16 protein-coding genes are annotated in these 19640 nt (G+C 44.6%); 14 read left to right on the top strand and 2 right to left on the bottom strand.

From position 1 onward, the window contains the following. From B5F91_RS06660 to B5F91_RS06725, 14 genes are all read left to right on the top strand, one after another. Nucleotides 1-1140, top strand: a complete 1140-nt coding sequence (locus B5F91_RS06660) for a glycosyltransferase family 4 protein (protein ID WP_087428310.1) — start codon at nt 1-3, stop codon at nt 1138-1140. Further along, a complete protein-coding gene (locus B5F91_RS06665; protein WP_087428311.1) occupies nt 1137-2390 on the top strand; it encodes a glycosyltransferase in 1254 nt (417 codons plus the stop codon). Before B5F91_RS06660 ends, B5F91_RS06665 begins: the two co-directional genes overlap by 4 nt. A gap of 27 nt (nt 2391-2417) precedes the next feature. Continuing rightward, nucleotides 2418-3524, top strand: a complete 1107-nt coding sequence (locus B5F91_RS06670) for a glycosyltransferase (RefSeq protein ID WP_087428312.1) — start codon at nt 2418-2420, stop codon at nt 3522-3524. Between the two features lie 57 nt (nt 3525-3581). Next, entirely contained in the window at nt 3582-4202 is a 621-nt protein-coding gene (locus B5F91_RS06675) for a sugar transferase (protein ID WP_087428381.1), read from the top strand. A 25-nt stretch (nt 4203-4227) separates the two neighbouring features. Next, nucleotides 4228-4497, top strand: coding sequence for a PqqD family protein (locus B5F91_RS06680; protein ID WP_087428313.1), 270 nt, complete (start codon nt 4228-4230; stop codon nt 4495-4497). Beyond that, on the top strand, nt 4494-5585 hold the full coding sequence (locus tag B5F91_RS06685) for a nucleotidyltransferase family protein (protein WP_087428314.1): 1092 nt from the start codon (nt 4494-4496) through the stop codon (nt 5583-5585). Before B5F91_RS06680 ends, B5F91_RS06685 begins: the two co-directional genes overlap by 4 nt. Further along, nucleotides 5582-6481 (top strand): phosphoenolpyruvate carboxykinase, encoded by a 900-nt coding sequence (locus B5F91_RS06690; RefSeq protein WP_087428315.1) that lies wholly within the window; start codon nt 5582-5584, stop codon nt 6479-6481. Before B5F91_RS06685 ends, B5F91_RS06690 begins: the two co-directional genes overlap by 4 nt. Nucleotides 6482-6487: 6 nt before the next feature. Continuing rightward, nucleotides 6488-7282: a polysaccharide biosynthesis/export family protein gene (locus tag B5F91_RS06695; RefSeq protein WP_087428316.1), complete on the top strand. Its 795-nt coding sequence runs from the start codon at nt 6488-6490 to the stop codon at nt 7280-7282. 45 nt (nt 7283-7327) lie between these two features. Next, nucleotides 7328-9691, top strand: a complete 2364-nt coding sequence (locus B5F91_RS06700) for a tyrosine-protein kinase family protein (RefSeq protein ID WP_087428317.1) — start codon at nt 7328-7330, stop codon at nt 9689-9691. Nucleotides 9692-9768: 77 nt separating this feature from the next. Next, complete coding sequence (locus B5F91_RS06705; protein ID WP_087428318.1) at nt 9769-10782, top strand: PD-(D/E)XK nuclease family transposase; 1014 nt, start codon at nt 9769-9771, stop codon at nt 10780-10782. Between the two features lie 437 nt (nt 10783-11219). Beyond that, the gene (locus B5F91_RS06710) at nt 11220-11426 is read left to right on the top strand and encodes a hypothetical protein (RefSeq protein ID WP_087428319.1); all 207 of its coding nucleotides are present in this window, start codon (nt 11220-11222) and stop codon (nt 11424-11426) included. A 19-nt stretch (nt 11427-11445) separates the two neighbouring features. Next, nucleotides 11446-13725, top strand: a complete 2280-nt coding sequence (locus B5F91_RS06715) for a fimbrillin family protein (protein WP_087428320.1) — start codon at nt 11446-11448, stop codon at nt 13723-13725. Between the two features lie 664 nt (nt 13726-14389). Beyond that, nucleotides 14390-16531, top strand: coding sequence for a fimbrillin family protein (locus B5F91_RS06720; RefSeq protein WP_087428321.1), 2142 nt, complete (start codon nt 14390-14392; stop codon nt 16529-16531). A gap of 29 nt (nt 16532-16560) precedes the next feature. After that, nucleotides 16561-17763 carry an OmpA family protein gene (locus B5F91_RS06725; RefSeq protein ID WP_087428322.1) on the top strand — a complete coding sequence of 401 codons (1203 nt, stop codon included), beginning with the start codon at nt 16561-16563 and terminating at the stop codon, nt 17761-17763. Nucleotides 17764-17972: 209 nt separating this feature from the next. Here the strand turns inward: B5F91_RS06725 and B5F91_RS06730 are convergent, their stop codons facing one another. Both B5F91_RS06730 and B5F91_RS06735 read right to left on the bottom strand, forming a co-directional pair. Then, entirely contained in the window at nt 17973-18356 is a 384-nt protein-coding gene (locus B5F91_RS06730) for a hypothetical protein (RefSeq protein ID WP_087428323.1), read from the bottom strand. Next, a complete protein-coding gene (locus B5F91_RS06735; protein WP_087428324.1) occupies nt 18353-19561 on the bottom strand; it encodes an AAA family ATPase in 1209 nt (402 codons plus the stop codon). Before B5F91_RS06735 ends, B5F91_RS06730 begins: the two co-directional genes overlap by 4 nt. Nucleotides 19562-19640: the final 79 nt, after the last annotated feature.

Consider the following 19640-nt stretch of genomic DNA (forward strand, 5'->3'; position numbering starts at 1 on the left):
ATGAAAATCATTTACTGTACACATTCTCTCTGTAATCCTGGAGGGATGGAGCGGGTATTGGTCAATAAGGTGACTTATCTGGTGGAGAAACTGCACTGGGATGTCTCTATTGTGACAACTGACCAAAAGGGACGACCTGTTTTTTATCCGCTTCCTAAAGGGGTGAGGATGACAGACTTAGGTATTAACTATTCAGACGATAACGCCAAGCATCCTATAGGCAAAATTTTCGGATATTTATTAAAAAGACGTACGCATAGAAAACGGCTTACGGAGTTATTGATGAAGGAGAAAGCGGATATGGTGGTTTCGCTTTATCCTTCGGAGTCTTCGTTTATTCCAGAGATAAAGGACGGTAGTAAGAAGGTTCTGGAACTACATTATTGCAAATTCTTCCGGTTGCAATACGGACGTAGCAGTTTATTGGGATGGATAGACCGTTGGCGGACAAAGCAGGATGAGCGGATTGTAAGCCGATTTGATAAATTCATTGTATTGACTAAGGAAGATAAAGGTTACTGGGGGAATTTGCCGAATATTGAGGTGATACCGAACGCAGCTAAATTTATAGGCAATACTTATTCGGATGTATTGAGACACCGGGTGATAGCTGTAGGCAGAATGGATTATCAAAAAGGATTTGACCGCTTGATATGTGCATGGGAAGTTATTCAACAACATGAACAATTTAAAGATTGGCATCTCGACATCTTTGGGCAAGGAGAATGGCGGGATATGTTGCAACAAATGATTGAGTCACGTGGATTGCAACATTCGGTAAGATTGAATTCTCCGACAAAAGCGGTAGGAAAAGAGTATGCGGATAGTGCCATGTTAGTGATGAGTTCCAACTATGAAGGTTTTCCTATGGTGATGATTGAAGCAATGGCTTGTGGGCTTCCTGTGGTTTCTTTTGATTTTAAATGCGGTCCGAAAGACATTATAAATAACAATGTGAACGGTATTTTGGTTCATAATGGGGATATTCAAGGATTGGCGGATGCAATGATGAGGCTGATGGAGGATGAAAATCTTCGGAAGCGGATGTCGGAAGAGGCGAAGAAGGTGGTTGATACTTATTCGGAAGAAACGGTGATGAAACAGTGGACGAAACTGTTCGAATCTTTAATTAAGAAATGAAAAGGCTGTTGCAGATAAATCCGGTAGTCCGGGTTTCGACATCTACAGGACGCATCATGCAGGAAATCGGGGAATTGGCAATGCGGAACGGATGGGAAAGTTACGTGGCTTATAGTAAGGGGCGTGACGGAATCCGGACTTGTGCTTCGCATACGATTCCGGTTGGCAATAAATGGGATACGTGGATGCATGGATTGGAAACCCGATTGTTGGACCGTCATGGATTGGCATCGGTTTCAGTGACGTACGATTTCATCAAGCACCTGAAAGAGATTTCTCCGGATATTGTTCATATTCATAATATACATGGCTATTTTCTGAATTATCCGGTTTTATTTGAGTATTTGAGCAAGAGTGGCATTCCCGTGGTATGGACGGTGCACGACTGTTGGTTGTATACGGGGCATTGTTATTATTATTCGTATATACAATGTAATAAATGGGAAAGCGGATGCGGGGATTGTCCGCAGAAAAGAAAGTTTCCGGCAAGTTGGTGGCTGGACCGTTCCGCACGGAATTATCAGGACAAACAGGAGGCGTTTACATCCATGCCGTATGGTAAACTGACGATTGTGCCTGTATCTGATTGGATAAGAGGGGAGATGAGCCGTTCGTTTTTGAAGGATTATCCTTTTCGGGTAATTCATAATGGTATTGATACAGACGTGTTTAATGTGTATGACACAGATGAAGTGAAACAGAAATATGGCTGGCAAGGCAAGCATATTCTGTTAGGTGTGGCCAGCATTTGGAGTGAAGAAAAGGGATTGTCTGATTTTATCAAATTGGCTCAACGGTTACGGGAGGATGAAGTGATTGTTCTTGTAGGTGTAACGGAAGAGCAGAAAAAAATATTGCCGCACAATATGTATGGTATTCGGCGTACGGAAAATATTCAGGATTTAGCGAGATTATATAGTGCGGCGGATGTGTTTGTGAATCCTACTTGGCAAGACAATTATCCTACGGTCAATATGGAGGCAATCGCTTGTGGCACTTCGGTTGTAACGTATCGTACGGGAGGAAGTGTAGAGGCTGTAACAGAAGATACGGGTTTGATTGTGGAGCAAGGGGATATCAGGGGATTGTTGGATTCGGTACGGGTAATAGAACAATATGGAAAACATTATTATGCGGACCGTTGCCGAAAATATGCATTGGCGAATTTCCGTAAAGAAGACCGGTATGCCGATTATCTGAATTTATACGAAGAATTACGTAATGGCTGCCCGGCGGGGTATAGTCTGTAATAGCTTGAGCGGGAAAAAATATCTGATATGAAAATATTACAGTTAGGGAAATTTTATCCGATTAAAGGCGGTGTGGAAAAAGTCATGTATGACTTGATGACGGGTTTGTCTGAACAGGGGATAGATTGTGACATGATGTGTACGTTTGCAGGAAATGGCAAACAGACGTTTCCGGTCAATTCACATGCCTGGTTGTTGGGATGCAAGAAGTGGATGCAATGCGCTTCTACCATGATTTCTCCGGAAATGGTTTTCCGTTTGCATCGGATTTGCAAAGAGTATGATGTGATTCATATTCATCATCCAGACCCAATGGCTTGTTTGGCATTGTTTTTTTCCGGATATAAAGGAAGGGTTATTTTGCATTGGCATAGTGACATTGTCAAACAGAAAAAGTTGCTGCATGTGTATATCCCTTTCCAGAAATGGCTTGTAAAACGTGCGGATGTGATTGTCGGTACTACTCCTGTTTATTTGAAAGCATCTCCGTTTATTGCCGGTATGCAGGATAAAACCTGTTGTCTGCCTATTGGGGTTCGTCCGTTGCCGGAAATGCCTGAGGAAGCGAAGAGCATCCGGGATCGGTATCCGGAGAAAAAGATTGTTTTTTCTTTGGGCAGGTTGATAGAGTATAAGGGGTATCGTTATTTGATAGAGGCTGCTAATTATTTGAATGATGATTATGTGATATTGATTGGCGGTACAGGGCCTTTGCAAGCCTCGTTGGAACAGCAGATTCAGCGTTCCGGATTAGAAAAGAAAGTGTATTTGCTAGGCTTTTTGCCTGATTCGTTATTGCCTGCCTATTATCAGGCTTGCGATATGTTTTGTTTAAGCAGCATCCAGAAATCGGAAGCGTTTGGCATTGTGCAGATAGAGGCAATGTCTTGCGGGAAGCCGGTAGTTGCGACAGATATTCCCGGTTCGGGAGTGCCTTGGGTGAATATGCATGGAGTTTCGGGGCTGAATGTACCCGTAGGGGATGCTCGTGCGTTGGCTGGGGCGATTACGGAAATCTTAGCTGATGAAGAGAAATATGCTGCTTTTGCCCAGCAGGCTTTGGAAAGATACCGCACTTGTTTTACATACGAGAAGATGATTAGTAATTGTTTGAAAATATATTCAATGAGATGAACTATGGAATCGAAGATTTATTCAGAAGAACAGCAAAGCTTGGATTATTCAGGCAGAATGTACTATCGTAATGTGGATAGAACGGTATCTCCATGGGCTTCTGCTCTTAAAAGGGGATTTGATATTGTGGCTTCTATTCTGGGATTTATTCTGGCTTCGCCTTTGTTTCTGGTTATTTACGTAGCAATTAAGCTTGAGGACGGAGGAAATGTGATTTTCAGGCAGGAACGTGTGGGGTATCATGGGAAGATTTTTACCTTGTATAAGTTCCGGTCCATGATTGTAGAGGCGGAACATGACGGCAAGCCGGAATTGTGCCGGAAAGATGATGACCGGCTGACAAAGGTCGGGCGTTTTTTGCGTGACCATCATGTGGATGAGTTGCCGCAGCTTTGGAATGTCTTGAAAGGGGATATGTCGTTTGTCGGACCGCGTCCGGAGCGTAAGTATTTTGTAGATAAGATTATCGCTGTCAATCCGGATTACCGTTTGCTTTATCAGTTGCGTCCGGGATTGTTTTCAGAAGCGACTTTATATAACGGATATACCGATACGATGGAAAAAATGCTGGAACGGTTACGGATGGATTTGAATTATCTGATGAACCGTACCTTTGCATTAGACATGAAAATCATTTGGCTGACCGTTATGTCGATTCTGACAGGGAAAAAGTTTTAATAGAATTAGAAAGGACAGAAAAAGAATGAAACTGAACAGAAAACTAGATTTAAGGAAAATCGGCAATAAGTATATGATAGTGAACGGTGATGCCGGAAATGTGGATATGGTTCGTGTCTTTAGCTTGAATGAGCCGGCTGCATGGTTGTGGCAACGCATCGGGGAAAACGATTTTACTATCGATTTGCTGGTTGATTGGCTTTGTGAAGAATATGATGTGGCTGCCGAAACAGCCCGGAAAGATGTCGTGGCATTAATCGATATTTGGACAAAGTGCGGATTGGTTGATGCATGAAAGATTTTGTGTTGGATGACGGGCAACGCGCTTTACTTGTCTTGCTGCGGGAAGGTTTATGGGAACGGGAAACCGACGGAAGGGATTTATTCCCATTGCCGGAAGAGCAATGGAACCGTGTGTTCCGTATGGCTTGCATGCAGACAGTGACAGGGATTGCTTATAACGGGTTATGCCGTTTGCCGGACGAATGGCTTCCTTCCCAATTATTGTTGATGAAGTGGGTGGCAGAAGCAGACCGGATTGAACGGGAAAACCGCCGGATGAATGATGTCCTAGCCGGCTTATGTGAGCTGTTTCGCAACGAAGGCATTCGTGTGGTTTTGCAAAAAGGACAAGGCGTTGCGCTTCTGTATGAGAAACCAGCTTTGCGCCAATGCGGAGACATTGATTTTTATTTTTTGTCCGAAACGGAAAGCCAGGCGGCTGCCAGATTGATGCAGCAGAAAGGATGCCGGTTGCATACGGCACCTGATGGAAGTGTTTGCTATCGGTGGCAGGGAATTGAGATTGAACATCATCCGGCATTGTTTGATTTGCAGAATCCTCATTTGAGAGGGTATTTGCAGGAACTGATTGCGGAGAAAGGGTTTGATAAGGGGTATGAAGATACGATTCTGTTTCCTTCGCCGTTTTTACATTTGATTTTATTGAATGTCCATATCTTGAAACATGCTTTTGGAGTAGGTATCGGATTGCGCCAGTTCTGCGATTTGGCACGTGCTTATTTTGTTTGGCAGAACCAAGTGGATGCAGATGAATTGCAGACGTTTTATAATCGGGCAGGACTGACGAACTGGAGTCGGTTGCTTCATGCGTTTTTAGTGCAACATTTAGGTTTGCCGGCTGGTTGTTTGCCGGTTTCTCTTAAACCGGTTACATCTTGTGATGCGCTGACGAGAATTGTGTTTCGTGGAGGTAATTTCGGACAATACCGGAAGGGCAGGCAATCGGTTTCCGAACGGGTTTGGCAACGGAAATGGCATACATTCAGTTCGTTTTTGACTAATTGGAATTTTGCGTGCAACTATGCGCCGAAAGAATATTTCTGGACAATAATGGGTTTATTGAAAGGGCAAAGCGTATGACGGTTGACTATTATTATAATGTGGGCGGTTTTATCTTCTCTGTAAGTTTGCCGCAAGGTGTGGATGCCGGTTCTTTATTGCCTTCGTTCAAGCCTTTCTGTTGTGAGGCTGTTCAGCCGGAACAATGTTTGTTCCGTATAACGGCGCAAGAGCACCCTCAAGTGCCTTCTGTGCTTGACGGGGATTTATTGGATGAAAGTGTCAATGATTTAGGATATACCAGCTTGTTTGCTGTATCGGATGGGTATCGGGTGGAAATCCGTCATACTTCTCGTGCGGCAATTCATCATTTGCAGGCTGATTCCCGTTTCACATCTGCCGTAGCTACGGTGTTTTGGGAGGATTGCCATGCAGGCAGTGTTTTGTGTTCGATGATTCGTATTGTTTATTCACAGGCGGTTTTGCTTCATGGAGCCATTTCCATTCATGCTTCGGTTGTCAGCCATTCTGGATATGCCTATCTTTTTATGGGCAAGAGCGGGACAGGGAAGAGCACTCATGCAGCCTTGTGGATGAAATATATACCGGATACGGAATTATTGAATGACGATAATCCGGTAGTGCGTATACAGGACGGCACAGCATGGGTGTATGGGACACCCTGGAGCGGGAAAACGCCTTGTTATAAGAACCAGGGCTTCCCGATAGGCGGAATGGTGCGCCTGAGGCAGGCGGCTGCAACGGCTTTTTTGCCTCGGCAGGATATAGAAGCGTTTGTTCTGTTATTGCCTGGTTGTTCGGCTATCCGACAAGATAAGATATTGTATGGGGCATTGTGTTCCACTTTGGTACAGCTTGCCGAAAAAGTGCCTGTTGCACTTCTTTATTGCCGTCCCGACCAAGAAGCGGCAACCTTATGCTTTACTATGTTAGCTAATAAAAAGATTGATGATTGATAAAAAATGAAAAGACAGACTTTGTTATTAAGTTTGCTGGCAGTATTGTTGCTGGCATCGTGTGCTTCACGTAAAAATTTTGTTTATCTGCAGGATATGCAAGTAGGAGAGGGCTATCCTTTCGATACCACGTATGAAGCTGTAGTTCATCGGGACGACCGGTTGAGCATTAATGTCACTTGCAAAAATCCCGAACTTGCCATTCCTTTCAATATGCAGGGAGGAGTGTTCCGGGTTGGGAACGACGGGGATATTGATGCTTCTGCCATTTCTTCTGGACCGCGGGAGAAAGGCTACCGGGTAGACGTAGACGGCAATATCGATTTTCCGATTTTGGGTAAATTGCATGTCGAAGGATTGAAAGTCAGTGAAGTTACCAATCTGATACGCGAGCGGATTATTGCGGGGAATTATATCAAAGACCCGATTGTTTCATTAGAATTCTTGAACTTTAAGTATACGGTGTTGGGTGCTGTGGCAAATAATGGGACATTTACCGTGGACGGCGACCGCATTACGCTGATTGATGCCATTGCCCGGGCTGGAGACCTGAATGCCAAGGCACGGATAGACCGTGTGGCTGTTATCCGTGAGATAGGCGGAGAGCGTAAAATGTTCATGCACGATTTGCGCAGTATGGATATATTTGATTCTCCTTGTTATTATTTACAGCAGAACGACATCGTGTATGTAGAGCCGAAATACCGGAAGAAGGACAACGAAGACCGTGGCTGGCAGATCGGAACGACTTTGCTTTCGGTCGTAACGGCTGTATGCTCGATTTTGTGGGCAATAAAATAAGAAAAGGAACACAAGTTAACTTAAACTTTAAAAATTCATAGTTGAATGCAGACTACTAATTCATCATCTGTAAAGAACAGCGAGCAGGGAATCAACGTCATTGATCTGCTGATGTATTTTGCTTTCCGGTGGAAATGGTTTCTCCTTTCTGTATTGATTTGTGGAGGAATCGCATGGCTTTTGTATGCCCGTGCCCCGTTGGTATATTTCCGGTCGGCAACTGTTATTATTAAAGACCCTTCCAATAAGACGTCTACGGCAGGATTGGACCGGTATGATAATTTTATCAATAAAGTGAATGTCGCGAACGAGATTCTTCAATTCCGTTCCAAGAAACTCATGCGTGAAGTGGTGCGGCGGGTACATGCCGATGTCAGTTACCAGGTAAAGGACGGATTGCGTTATAATGAATTGTATTCCCGTTCGCCGGTGGCTGTGGCATTTCCCGATGTCTTGCCTGGACGCAGTTTCGCTTTTACCGTTACGCCAAAAGACAGTACAACGGTTGCCATAACCGATTGGAAGGGCATTGACGAAGAACGTGCCTATACGGTCAAACTGAATGATACGCTTATGGTGGGAAATGAACGGATTGTGGTGACGGCGACCAATTATTATGGCGCTTCGTGGATGAATGTACCGGTCCGGGTAGAGAAAATGCCTTTAGATGCCATGGTAGGCTATTATTTAGGCAATATCGGTATCCGTCAGGAGGAGGATGAATCGTCTATTCTTACCTTGTCATTGAAAGATAGTTCGCCTGCCCGTGCCGAAGACATGCTGAACATGCTGATTGCGGTATACAACGAAGAGGCGGTTAACGACAAGAATCAGGTGGCTATCAATACAGCTGATTTCATTAACGAACGTTTGATTATCATCGAGAGCGAATTGGGAGGCGTAGAGTCAGACCTGGAGGCTTTCAAACGGGAAAATCAGATTGTGGATATTTCTTCCGAAGCGGGAATGTATATGAGTGAATCGCAGAAATACAGTTCCGATGCCATGGAACTGGAAACCCAGTTGCGGCTTGCCAATTACATTAAAGAGTATCTGACCGACCCGACGAAAGAAACCGGACTTATCCCTTCGAATACAGGTATCAGCGATATGAATATCGAAAGCCAGATTAATCTGTATAATACGGCAAAACTGAAACGCGACCGCCTGATAGACGACAGCAGCGACAGCAATCCGGTAGTGGAAGAACTGAATAATTCGCTACGTGCCATGAAGCAGAACATTATCCGTGCGGTGGATAATCTGATTGTCAGCCTGAACGTGAAACGTGACGATGCCGAGAGCAGGGAACGGCGGGCGCAGAGCCGTGTCGCTTCTATCCCTACAAAGGAACGGCAAATGCTTTCTATTGAGCGTCAGCAGAAAATCAAGGAATCACTTTATCTTTTCTTGTTAAACCGCCGGGAAGAGAATGCGCTTTCCCAGGCTATGGCAGACAATAATGCACGGGTCATCGACAGTGCCGAGGGAAGCAATGCACCTATTTCGCCGCGCCGGAACCGCATTCTTCTGTTGGGCGTGTTGATAGGCATAGCCCTGCCGGCTGTGGCTTGCCTGATGATTTTGTTCCTTGATACGCGGGTACGTGGCAGAAAAGAATTGGAAGATGCATTAAGCGTGCCGTTCTTGGGCGAGATTCCTTTAGACAAGGAGGTGCGGAAAGACGGAAAGCAAGGTTCGGATGAGGATGCCGACAAGGGAAACAGCATCGTGTCGGAAGCTTTTCGTATTTTGCGGACCAATATGTCGTTTATGGCGAAAAAAGACCAGCCGATGCAAGTCATTACCTTTACTTCTTTCAATGAAGGGGCAGGAAAGACTTTCATTTCGCGGAATCTTGCCATGAGTCTGGTGCGTGCCAAAAAGCGTGTGATTTTGGTCGACCTTGATATTCGTAAAGGTACGCTTAGCCGCCGTTTCGGTTCTCACCACAAGGGCGTGACCAATTACCTTGCCGATGCTTCCATTACTGTAGACGACATTATCCAGCATCACGAACATTTCGATGTGATACCGTCGGGAGCAGTGCCGCCCAATCCGGCAGAATTGTTAATGGACAGCCGTCTGGACGACTTGATTGCCGAATTGCGCAAACGGTATGACTATGTGATAGCCGACAGTGTGCCGGTCGGCATTATTGCCGATGCCGCTATTGCCAACCGCATTACAGACCTTACGGTATTTGTGGTCCGTGCCGGACGTCTCGACCGCCGTCAGTTGCCCGATATCGAGAAACTGTATGTAGAGCATAAATTGCGCAACATGGCTGTAGTGCTCAACGGAAGCGAACCCCACCGTCGCGGTTATGGCTACGGATACGGATACGGTTACGGATATGGCTACGGATACGGCCATTACGGTTATGGATATGTGAAAAAAGAGAAATAATGCTTCTAAATAATACCCCTATTCTTTGGGCAATTGCAATAAATTGTGTTTCTTTGTAAAAATAGAAATTCATTACAATGGATAAGAACTCATACATAAGGTTTGATTGGGCGATTAAGCGCTTGTTGCGGGATAAGGCGAACTTCAGTGTCTTAGAAGGATTGCTGACTGTGCTTTTCAATGACAAAACCAAGATTGTGGAGATTTTGGAAAGTGAAGGGAATCAGCAACGAATGGATGATAAATATAATCGCGTAGATATTAAGGCTAAAAACAGTAAAGGAGAAATTATTATTGTTGAAGTACAGAATACACGTGAATTATATTATTTGGAACGTATTTTATATGGAACAGCTAAAGCAATAACCGAACATATTTCACTTGGTGAGACTTATCAGCAAGTAAAGAAAGTTTATTCTATCAGTATCCTTTATTTCGATTTAGGAAAAGGCAATGATTATTTGTATCACGGGCAAAATCGTTTTGTAGGCGTGCATACAAAGGACGAATTGCTGATCAGTGCTAAAGAAGAAGATGCCATTGTACAGAAATTGCCGAGCGAAGTGTTTCCAGAATACTACTTGATTCGGGTAAACGAGTTTAATCAAGTGGCGAAAACTCCGTTGGAGGAATGGGTGAAATACTTGAAAACAGGTATTATTGACCCTGATACGACAGCACCCGGTTTACCCGAAGCACGTGAAAAACTTCGTTATTATGATATGTCTCCCGAAGAACAACATGCTTACGATGAGCATATTAACGCTATTATGATACAAAATGATGTATTGAATACAGCCAAATTGGAAGGTCATGCGGAAGGCCGTGCCGAAGGCCGTGCGGAAGGCCGTGCGGAAGGCCGTGCGGAAGGCCGTGCGGAAGGCCGTGCGGAAGGCCGTGCGGAAGGCCGTGCGGAAGGCCGTGCGGAAGGCCGTGCAGAAGGGCTTGTGGAAGGGCAAGCCAAAGGCCGTGCCGAGGGCGAACGGAACAAACAGATAGAGATTGCCCGCAAGATGAAACAGGCAGGTATGGATGCCGAAACCATAGCCCGGCTGACCGGACTTGCAACTGATGAAATAGATGCATTGTAACAGATTATTTCCACTTTCCCGTAGGGGCGTATCGCATACGCCCTACATATCCACGATCGTATTTCATTCAATGAATATTTATTTTAAAACCTATATAGGAGGTTGTATCAAAATGAGAATTACCTATCAAAAAGTAATGTCATTCTGTTCCCTTAGATGACAAAATAAAAGCTGAATTTTTATTTTGATAAACCTTCTTAGGATTTTGCATGCTATGAGTAATCCGCCACGAAAGACACAGAAAAACAATTGTTTTAATCTGTGTAATCTGTGGTGAAAATACCAAGGGAATCAATTGATTTTTAAACTATAAATTCAAATTTGCCAATGAAACAAAATGAAGAAATCTTTCGGGAACGTCTCAGGCAGAGCCGGGGATGCCCCAATCGCGTATGTGAAACGAATAATGTATTAACTTTAAAAACGAGAGAAAAACAATGAAGAAAAAAACGTATGTAGCTCCGGAAACGGAAATGAAAACCGTGGAACTGGAACAAGGGTTTATGACTGCTTCGGTATTCGACCCAGAAAACGAGCAAGACGATGGTGTATCAATCGAAGGACATAAAGTAGGAAATACAGGTGACTATACCAATATCGGTTGGGATAACGATGGTGGTACACAAAGCACTTGGGGTAATTAACTTAAAAACGAGTATAATCATGAAAAAAATCGTATATTCTTTATTAGCAGCCGCCATGGTAGCCATGAGCAGCTGCCAGGACGAGATGGTCGAAAATCCGGCTACTCCGGCTCAGACCGGTGCTGAGATAACGTTCGGCTCGTCATTGACGGATTTGGAAGCACAGACCCGTACAATTTACGGGGATGAACCTGTAGACGGGGCTTATCCTGTATACTGGGTAAAAGGCGACGAGATTTCAATCTACTGCCCGGAAGCGTCTAATGGAACATTGGTGAATTATCGGGTGACTCCTAACACCAGTGACGCGACCACTTCAAGTGCTGTGACAAAGGTTAACCCTGATGAGGCCGGTCTGCAATGGGGTGCAGCTGATGTACACCATTTCTATGGCTTTTATCCTGCAAGTGCGGTTACAGGTACAGAGGATGGTAAAATCAAGGGACATGTTCCGCCGACACAGAACGTAGATAGCTGGAACCCACAACCCAACAAAGCCGGAGGTACAAATTATTATGGCAAGACAAATACTGACCTTGCCTATATGTGGGCTTACGGTACGGCTAACAGAAGCACAATGGGTAACGACGATGTAAGACTTACTTTCCATCCGTGGATGACTGTTGTGCAGATAAAGCTGCCTGGACCTGAAAGTGGCGAGCTGAAGGTTTCTAACTTCAATATCCGTGCAATAGATGGTTCGCAGACAGTTCTGACAGGTGAATTTATCTGTGACATGAATCCTGTTGAAGAGGGTGGTAACGCTCCTAATTATGAGGCTGTAGTTAGTTCTACCCCTCAAGTGCGTAATACAATTGCTATTTCCGGCTGGAATGAAGAAACACAAGATTTCATTAAGTTGACACCGAAAGATACTCTGATTGTGCGTGCATATCTGTTGCCGGTCGATGAGGCTATTCAAAAATCAAGGGAGCTGCAGATACGTGTGCAGCCACAGAACGGTGCAGTCCTTACACGTACATTAGGTTATTCTAATGCAGGTACAGAATCGTCAATCAAACCGCACAAAGTCAACACCGTAATCTTGCCTCGTTTACGTTCAGTAGGTACTAACTACTGGATGTCTTCATTGGATAGGGGTATTTATCTTTCAGAGTTGTCCATACCGGGAAGTAAGTTCTCTTATCTGACATCTGAAAATGCAGGTAGCAATGCCGCATTCCAAGGCGAGCCGATAGAGCAGCAGTTCCTTGACGGAGTACGTGGCTTCATTGTTCAGGTTGGTGCAAATGCTACGTATAATGCAACTCAAACTGGTGGTGGTTGGTTCCCGAGTTATAATTACACTTATACAGATGCAACACTGCCAATTTTCTGTGGAGGTGGAGATGATTTGTCTGATGCGATAACCCATATTGCAAAAGCACTGGAAACAGCAGAAACGTCTTTGAACAAAGGAGGTCAAGACCGAAATCTGGAATGTGCGGTTGTGATGATTACTTACGCTGGTAATGAAGCTGTGTCGGCAGACTTCACAGGGAGTGGAAGACATAGTATTAGTGATGTCGGTGGAGCTGAACATGTTTGGATGGACGCTATCGCCAATGAGCTGAAACAGCTTGGAGAAGATGCCGCTAACAGAATTTATACAAAAGAAATCACTGCCAATACCACGCTTGACGATGTTAAAGGCAAGATAATCCTGAAGGTTAATACAAACAGCGATGCACAAAACGGGTACATTGCGGCTGATGACGATGTGCCTGCATTGTTCTCCCGTTGGAATGGGGCAACAAATACTGTTCCTTTGCGTTGGGGGTCTCCAAACACAAGTTCAACACGTACACCGCTTAAGTGGATGTATCAGGAGGCCACACACGTTGGAACTGGCACAGAAATTACGCCTGCCAACAAGTATGCTTATGCGATAGACATATTTACCAACAGTGTAGGCATGTATGAGCAAAATGACGCCCATGATACATGGTTCATGAATGACTGTGGCGGAACGTTCCATGGCGAAGTTTCCGGTACTAATGATTATAACAAAGATTATGGAAACGGTGATACGAACGATGAAGCTCCTATTGCATTTGCACGGTGGTTCAATCCGCAAATCACGTCTTATCTGCAGCAGCGTGATGAAAACGCTTCACTGGGATTGGTATTCTTCAATTTTGCAGACAAGCAGAAAACAGGCCAGCAATATGGAACTGACAACTTGATTCAGACCATTATCGACAACAACTTCAAGTTCAACTTGCGTAAGAAAGGAAGTACTCCAAACACGGCTTCTTACGATGCCGCTTATTCCAAAGGCGGTAATGTGTGGGATTAATTAAACAAAAATCTCTTTCATATCCTAAATACCAGTAGGGGCAGGGTTTGCCTGCCCTGAAAGCATTCATGCGGATGTATCCGGGCGAGCAGGTCTCGCCCCTACGGTAAAAAGGGGGAAATGAATTAAATGATAGCCAACTGGTTGTAGGGGCGTATCGCATACGCCCTATGTACATTGGTTGGTGTATGTGGATGTTTTGGGCGTATGCGATACGCCCCTACATTGGCAAGTAAGATAAATTCTAAAAGATTTTCGTATTTGCCTAATGTATAGCATACTCAATTAATTGCAGAAAAATAATTTGTCATGCTGAACGAAGTGAAGTATCTCGGATGCGCCCACGTGGATGTACACGAGATCCTTCACTTGCGTTCAGGATGACAATACATAGAAGTCTGTAAACATCTGACAAAAATGCATACGGCTTCATCGGCTGTTGAAGCAGGCTTCGTAGGCTTACGAAGCAGGGTGCGTTGGCTGATGAACCCTAGTGCATTAAAAAAGTATGTTTGTTTTATGGAAAAATACACGAAACGAGAATCATCTACGAATATTTACAATATTTCGAATATTAACTAATATGAATGTTCGCATTTTGCCCAATTAGTTGTAGGGGCGTATTGCGGATATTCAATTTAACTAATCAAACCAAACTCATTTTATGAAACAAAAACTGGCGTTCTGTTGCGCCGGTTTGCTTTGCCTGCTGGCTGCTTGTACCGACAAGAGCGAAAGCCTTGCCCTGGGGCAGCAGGGAGGTATATGCATCATCGGTTCGGCAGACGGATTTACATCCCTTCCGCAGACGCGGACGCAGGTGGGCGATGTGTCGGAAGACGGTGCGTTGCTGATAGAATGGAGTGCGGGAGACCGTATCGGCGTATTCGGCGACGGTTCGACAGCCAATGCGCTTTTCACCGGAAACAATGACGCACCAGCCCCTACCACAACCTTTGCGGGGACGCTTACGGGAGGCGATATGCCCGTCTATGCTTATTATCCTTATCAGGAAGGCGTTTCAGACAAGACGGTTATTCCGATAGAGATTCCTGCCGAACAGATGTATACCGATGAAAGTTCGGTAGCTCAATACGACTTCAAGGCTTCACGGGAGATAGTGGCAGACCCTTCGGGCGGTTATCGCGTGCAGTTCCGTCAACTGGCAGCACTGGTACGGTTTGAGATTGACTTGACAGGGGTGCAGAGTTTGGCAGACGATGAACTGCTGATGAACATTACGATTCATCCGACGGATAACACAGTGCCTATGACCGGCAGTTTCACTTACAATTTGACTAACTTAGATGCTGGTTTGCAGCCGGGCGATGCAACGAATAGCGGCATTACCTTGCTTTTCACTTATCCGCCTACTGCCCGCGAAAAAGCCATAGCGTATGCCGTAGTAGCTCCGGGAAAGCATGAAGGCGAGACGTGGACTTGTACATTCACCACCGACCGTCAGACGGGAACATTCACCACTACCGCCTTGTGCGATTTCGAGGCGGGCAAGTATTACACCGTTCCGCTTACGGCTTCGGTATTGGCAAACAACTATGCCGAGATTGAAGATATACCGGAAAACGAATTAGAGGAAACGGCAAATTGCTATGTCGTGACCCAGCCGGGAGAACATTCATTTAAAGCTACAGTTATCGGCAATGGGGTAAAAGGAATCATTTCCGGTGCTGGTTTCCATACGGATACTCCTTATATCAATCCGAAATCGGCGAAAGTGTTGTGGAGCAGTAAAAAAGATTTTGTTACGGATGTGCGTGTGGAGAATGGCCGTGTACGTTATACCATACCTGAAAGCATAGCCTTTTCGGATGGTACGGTAAGTGGTAACGCTGTTATAGCCGTCTATAGTGAACCTGATTGCCAAGGCGAAATACTTTGGAGTTGGCATATCTGGGGAACGCAAGGTTTGCCGGAAGACGAGGAATATACCAATCAGGCAGGTGCAACGTTTTTGGTAATGGATAGAGAACTTGGCGCGTCATCCCCGGGCCGTTATGACGACCCTCTGCTTTACCAATGGGGACGTAAAGACCCATTCCCGTCTTGTGATATTCAGGGAAGCCGATTCTTCTTGGATGGAACTACTTTGACTTCAATAGACAACTTGAAAGGTTGGGCATATAAGCTGCAAAAGGACGATGCCACCATTGAAGACGCTGTACGTAATCCGATGTATCTTGTTGCAGGTACCAGCCAGTCGGCACAGCATAATTGGCTTGGAAAGACGAATGTCAACTTGTGGGGTGGTGGCGATAAAGAATTGCCGGATAATCTGACAGCCTCTGAAGCTGGTGCAGACTGGGTTTATGGAAAAACAATTTACGATCCGTCGCCTGTGGGATATCGTGTTGCCAGTATATTCACCTTTAGCGGTTTTACAGATATGCCGAGCGGAACTACAGCCGATGTGACAGAGCCGAATGAAGGCAATTCAATTGTGGCAGCGCGGTTGGATTATATTAACTTCGTCAAGCATTCGTCGAACACTTGGTATTTCAAAAAGAACGCTGACGATACAGAGGGTGCCCAGTATGCGGACATCGTTGTCCGTGACGGATATTTGGGGTATGAGAAGAAAAACAATGGTAAAGGCGGATATTGGTGGACGGCAGAGTCATTTGTAGGAGAAGACGGTAAGACGTATGCCTGCTACTTGAAGACCGATGCGTACAAGACAGGCTCTACAGTGGCAGGAAGTAAAAGCGGAAATGTTATCGAAACCTATGGCAGGGATAAGACATTGCTCCGCGATGCCTATGCCGTCCGTTGCGTAAGAGAAAAATAAAGAAAACCAATCAATTATTTTATATAGTTATGAATAAAAAAGTGTTTATGGCGGCAGCCTTGGTGCTTGCCGCGGGTTCGGTTTGTGCTCAGACCGAACCGGTTGCCCAATCTACCGAAGTAGTAGAAGAAAGCACGGACAATGTAGAGATTAATTCCTTCTGGAGTAACTGGTTTATCAGTGCCGGAGGTGGTGCACAGATTTACTTTGGCGACCATGACCGCCAGGCAAGTTTCGGCGACCGTCTTTCGGGCGCACTCGATATTGCCGTAGGGAAGTGGTTCTCTCCGGAAATCGGGGTACGCTTGATGTATAGCGGCTTGTCGGCAAAAGGTGCCACTCAAAAAGGGCATTTGGCACATAGTACAGGTGTGGATGTCCCTGGTAAAGGTGGTAATGGTTATTGGTTGGAGAAGTCGAAATTTAATTTCTTCAATTTCCAAATCGATGCTATGTTTAATGCTTCCAACATCATTTGGGGGTATAATGAGAAGCGCGTGTACAACTTGAGCCCTTATGTAGGTTTGGGTGTGATGCGTGTAAGCGACAAGCCTGCTGAAACCGCTATTGCCGGACATTTCGGTTTGTTGAACTCGTTCCGTCTCACCTCTTGTCTGGACTTGAATCTGGATATCCGCGGGACATTGGTAAACGATGATTTCGACGGCGAACCGGGCGGACGTAAAGGCGAAGGCTTGCTGACCGCTACACTCGGGCTGACTTATAAATTCAGTCCTCGCGGCTGGAACCGTGGGAAGAATGTCATCCGCACGGTGTATAACACGGCTGAGATAAAAGCCATGCAGGAAAAGCTGCGTCAGATGAGCGAAGAAAACGCCCGTCTGCAAGAGGCGATTGCAAATGGCAATAAGGAAGAAGCACAGACTATCGTGAAGCAGATTGCTTCATCGAATCTGGTGGTATTCCCGATAGGCAAGAGCACTTTGTCGAACGAGGCGCGTGTCAATCTGGGAATGCTTGCCGAGGTGATAAAGAAAGGCGACCCGCATTCGGTTTACACCATTACCGGTTATGCCGATGAGGGTACAGGAAGCGAGGAATTGAATCGCGAATTGAGCAAGGAGCGTGCTGATGCTGTGTACGACTGCTTGGTAAAGGAATTCGGCATCAGCCAGTCTCAGCTTCGCATTGACTACAAGGGCGGTGTCGACAATATGTTCTACAACGACCCGCGCCTGAGCCGTGCGGTGATTACTCAAGAAAGCAACTGATACTGTAGCTTTTATTCTCATAACCTTTTGAAGTGAAAGCACGAAGCCAAACGGATTTCTCCGTTACGCTTCGTGCTTTTTTTGTGTCTTGTACCTCTATGGATGATTAGATAATCAACATTCCTGAGTAAGGAGTTTCCGGTGATTGCATGCGTATTATGTCACTGTTGCAAGACGCTATTAATTGCTGGGCGTAAGCATATACCTCGTCAGGTAATCCGGTTTTCAATAACAATTGTTCTGCAATATGTTTTTTTTCCGATAGCACTATTGTAACTTTCGTAAAGTGCACGCCTCTCTTCCACAATGACATTTCTATCATTTAGCTTGAAAAGCTCAATTGTATATTTGCCTTTCAGACTTTCTTGTCCATTGATAATACGCGGTTGCATAATATGTTGGTTGTAGACAATATAGTTTGATGGGGATTCGGTAGAAGGGTTGATGATAAGTGGTTCTTCTTTACTTATGTCATGGGTGTCAATACTTCGTTTGGTTTCATCTGCCAGCGGAAAATTAGTCTTTTTATAACTTCTGTTGCAAATAGTGCAAGCGAAGAGCAGATTTGTTTTTGATTTATTGAAATGCCTCATAGTTGAATCTTTAATTGTTCTGCTTCTGATAGGGTTGTTTTCGCTAATAATTGATTCCGTTGTTTGATTTTTTCATCCCATTCAGGCGGGAACAGGGATTGAAGCCCGAACCAATCACTTAGAAGTACTTGTCCGATACTTCCCGTATTTATACCGTTGTTCATTTCCTCTTTCTCAGAGCTAAGGTTAACGATTTGGGCAATGTTACTTGCTCCTACTACAATGATAGGGCTATGAGTTGAAACAATAAACTGGATGTTAGGGAATGTATGGTTTAGCTGTTTTAGGATGATGCGTTGCCAGAGTGGATGTAAATGTAAATCTACTTCATCTATCAATACAATTCCTTTCCCAATTAAAGGATTGGGCATTGACGGATTGGCTTCAGCCATGCGTGCAGCTAAATCAGCTACCATTGAAATGACGATTTTATACCCATCACTCATCTGTTCGATGCGTAGTTCATGTATGTTCCCGTCTTTTTCGATTCTATCCATTACGAAACGGAGTGGTTTAGTTTCGATACGAGGGTTTTGAAAAGAATTTATAAAACCAGATAAAGCGTTTCGCACAGTATTTAAAACCGGTGATTTGTAGTTCCAATCTTTTAGCTTTTCTTTCATTCTGCGTTCTTCATCTTCCATTAAATCAAACCAGCCGAAGAATCGTTTAAAATCTGTAGCGGGTATTAAAGCGTTTTTATAGCAGTCCCAGCGTTCATAGGCTTGCGCAAAACCTCTTTTGCGGGCAGGAACTTCAAATTGCCCTCTTCCGGTGCCATAATAGGCAAAGATCGGTATGTGTATATCTGTTTGACCGGCTATAATTGCTTCTTTACAATGAATTGCCGCCTTTTTTAATAGTTCATAATTAGCTTTGGGCGGATTTGAGATACCTTTGCGGTAGCGGATAGAAGCCATAGTGCCGTTTTCATCTTCTAATTCGGCATCAACAGTCAGATAATCAGCCATTTTTCCATAACGGTTGATATGTACGTCCATTTCAGACAGTTGAAAATCAGATATTCCGGGAAATTGCATGGAATAGGGAGCGATAGCAGTAGCCATTGCATCCAATACAGTTGTTTTTCCGAAACCATTATCGCCTAATAAGATTATGACATTCTTATCTTTTGGGAAAGATAATTTTTTCGTTACATTTCCTATGAGGCGCATATTGGTAATAGCAATACTATTAAAACGCATATATCAATTCTTTTTCTGTGTTTGTTTTATTTTTACTATTACAAATTTAGAGAAAAAATTTGTATTGTTGCAATAAAAC

The organism is Bacteroides sp. An322 (genome assembly GCF_002161765.1).
GTDB classification, from domain to species: domain Bacteria; phylum Bacteroidota; class Bacteroidia; order Bacteroidales; family Bacteroidaceae; genus Phocaeicola; species Phocaeicola merdavium.

What these genes read in the sequence shown, in the direction of transcription:
- B5F91_RS06725 (WP_087428322.1), top strand. Translation starts at nt 16,561, where the DNA reads ATGAATAAAAAAGTGTTTATGGCGGCAGCCTTGGTGCTTGCCGCGGGT.
- B5F91_RS06700 (WP_087428317.1), top strand. Translation starts at nt 7,328, where the DNA reads ATGCAGACTACTAATTCATCATCTGTAAAGAACAGCGAGCAGGGAATC.
- B5F91_RS06675 (WP_087428381.1), top strand. Translation starts at nt 3,582, where the DNA reads ATGTACTATCGTAATGTGGATAGAACGGTATCTCCATGGGCTTCTGCT.
- B5F91_RS06695 (WP_087428316.1), top strand. Translation starts at nt 6,488, where the DNA reads ATGAAAAGACAGACTTTGTTATTAAGTTTGCTGGCAGTATTGTTGCTG.
- B5F91_RS06720 (WP_087428321.1), top strand. Translation starts at nt 14,390, where the DNA reads ATGAAACAAAAACTGGCGTTCTGTTGCGCCGGTTTGCTTTGCCTGCTG.
- B5F91_RS06710 (WP_087428319.1), top strand. Translation starts at nt 11,220, where the DNA reads ATGAAGAAAAAAACGTATGTAGCTCCGGAAACGGAAATGAAAACCGTG.
- B5F91_RS06715 (WP_087428320.1), top strand. Translation starts at nt 11,446, where the DNA reads ATGAAAAAAATCGTATATTCTTTATTAGCAGCCGCCATGGTAGCCATG.
- B5F91_RS06705 (WP_087428318.1), top strand. Translation starts at nt 9,769, where the DNA reads ATGGATAAGAACTCATACATAAGGTTTGATTGGGCGATTAAGCGCTTG.
- B5F91_RS06735 (WP_087428324.1), bottom strand. Translation starts at nt 19,561, where the DNA reads ATGCGTTTTAATAGTATTGCTATTACCAATATGCGCCTCATAGGAAAT.
- B5F91_RS06690 (WP_087428315.1), top strand. Translation starts at nt 5,582, where the DNA reads ATGACGGTTGACTATTATTATAATGTGGGCGGTTTTATCTTCTCTGTA.
- B5F91_RS06670 (WP_087428312.1), top strand. Translation starts at nt 2,418, where the DNA reads ATGAAAATATTACAGTTAGGGAAATTTTATCCGATTAAAGGCGGTGTG.
- B5F91_RS06665 (WP_087428311.1), top strand. Translation starts at nt 1,137, where the DNA reads ATGAAAAGGCTGTTGCAGATAAATCCGGTAGTCCGGGTTTCGACATCT.
- B5F91_RS06660 (WP_087428310.1), top strand. Translation starts at nt 1, where the DNA reads ATGAAAATCATTTACTGTACACATTCTCTCTGTAATCCTGGAGGGATG.
- B5F91_RS06680 (WP_087428313.1), top strand. Translation starts at nt 4,228, where the DNA reads ATGAAACTGAACAGAAAACTAGATTTAAGGAAAATCGGCAATAAGTAT.
- B5F91_RS06685 (WP_087428314.1), top strand. Translation starts at nt 4,494, where the DNA reads ATGAAAGATTTTGTGTTGGATGACGGGCAACGCGCTTTACTTGTCTTG.
- B5F91_RS06730 (WP_087428323.1), bottom strand. Translation starts at nt 18,356, where the DNA reads ATGAGGCATTTCAATAAATCAAAAACAAATCTGCTCTTCGCTTGCACT.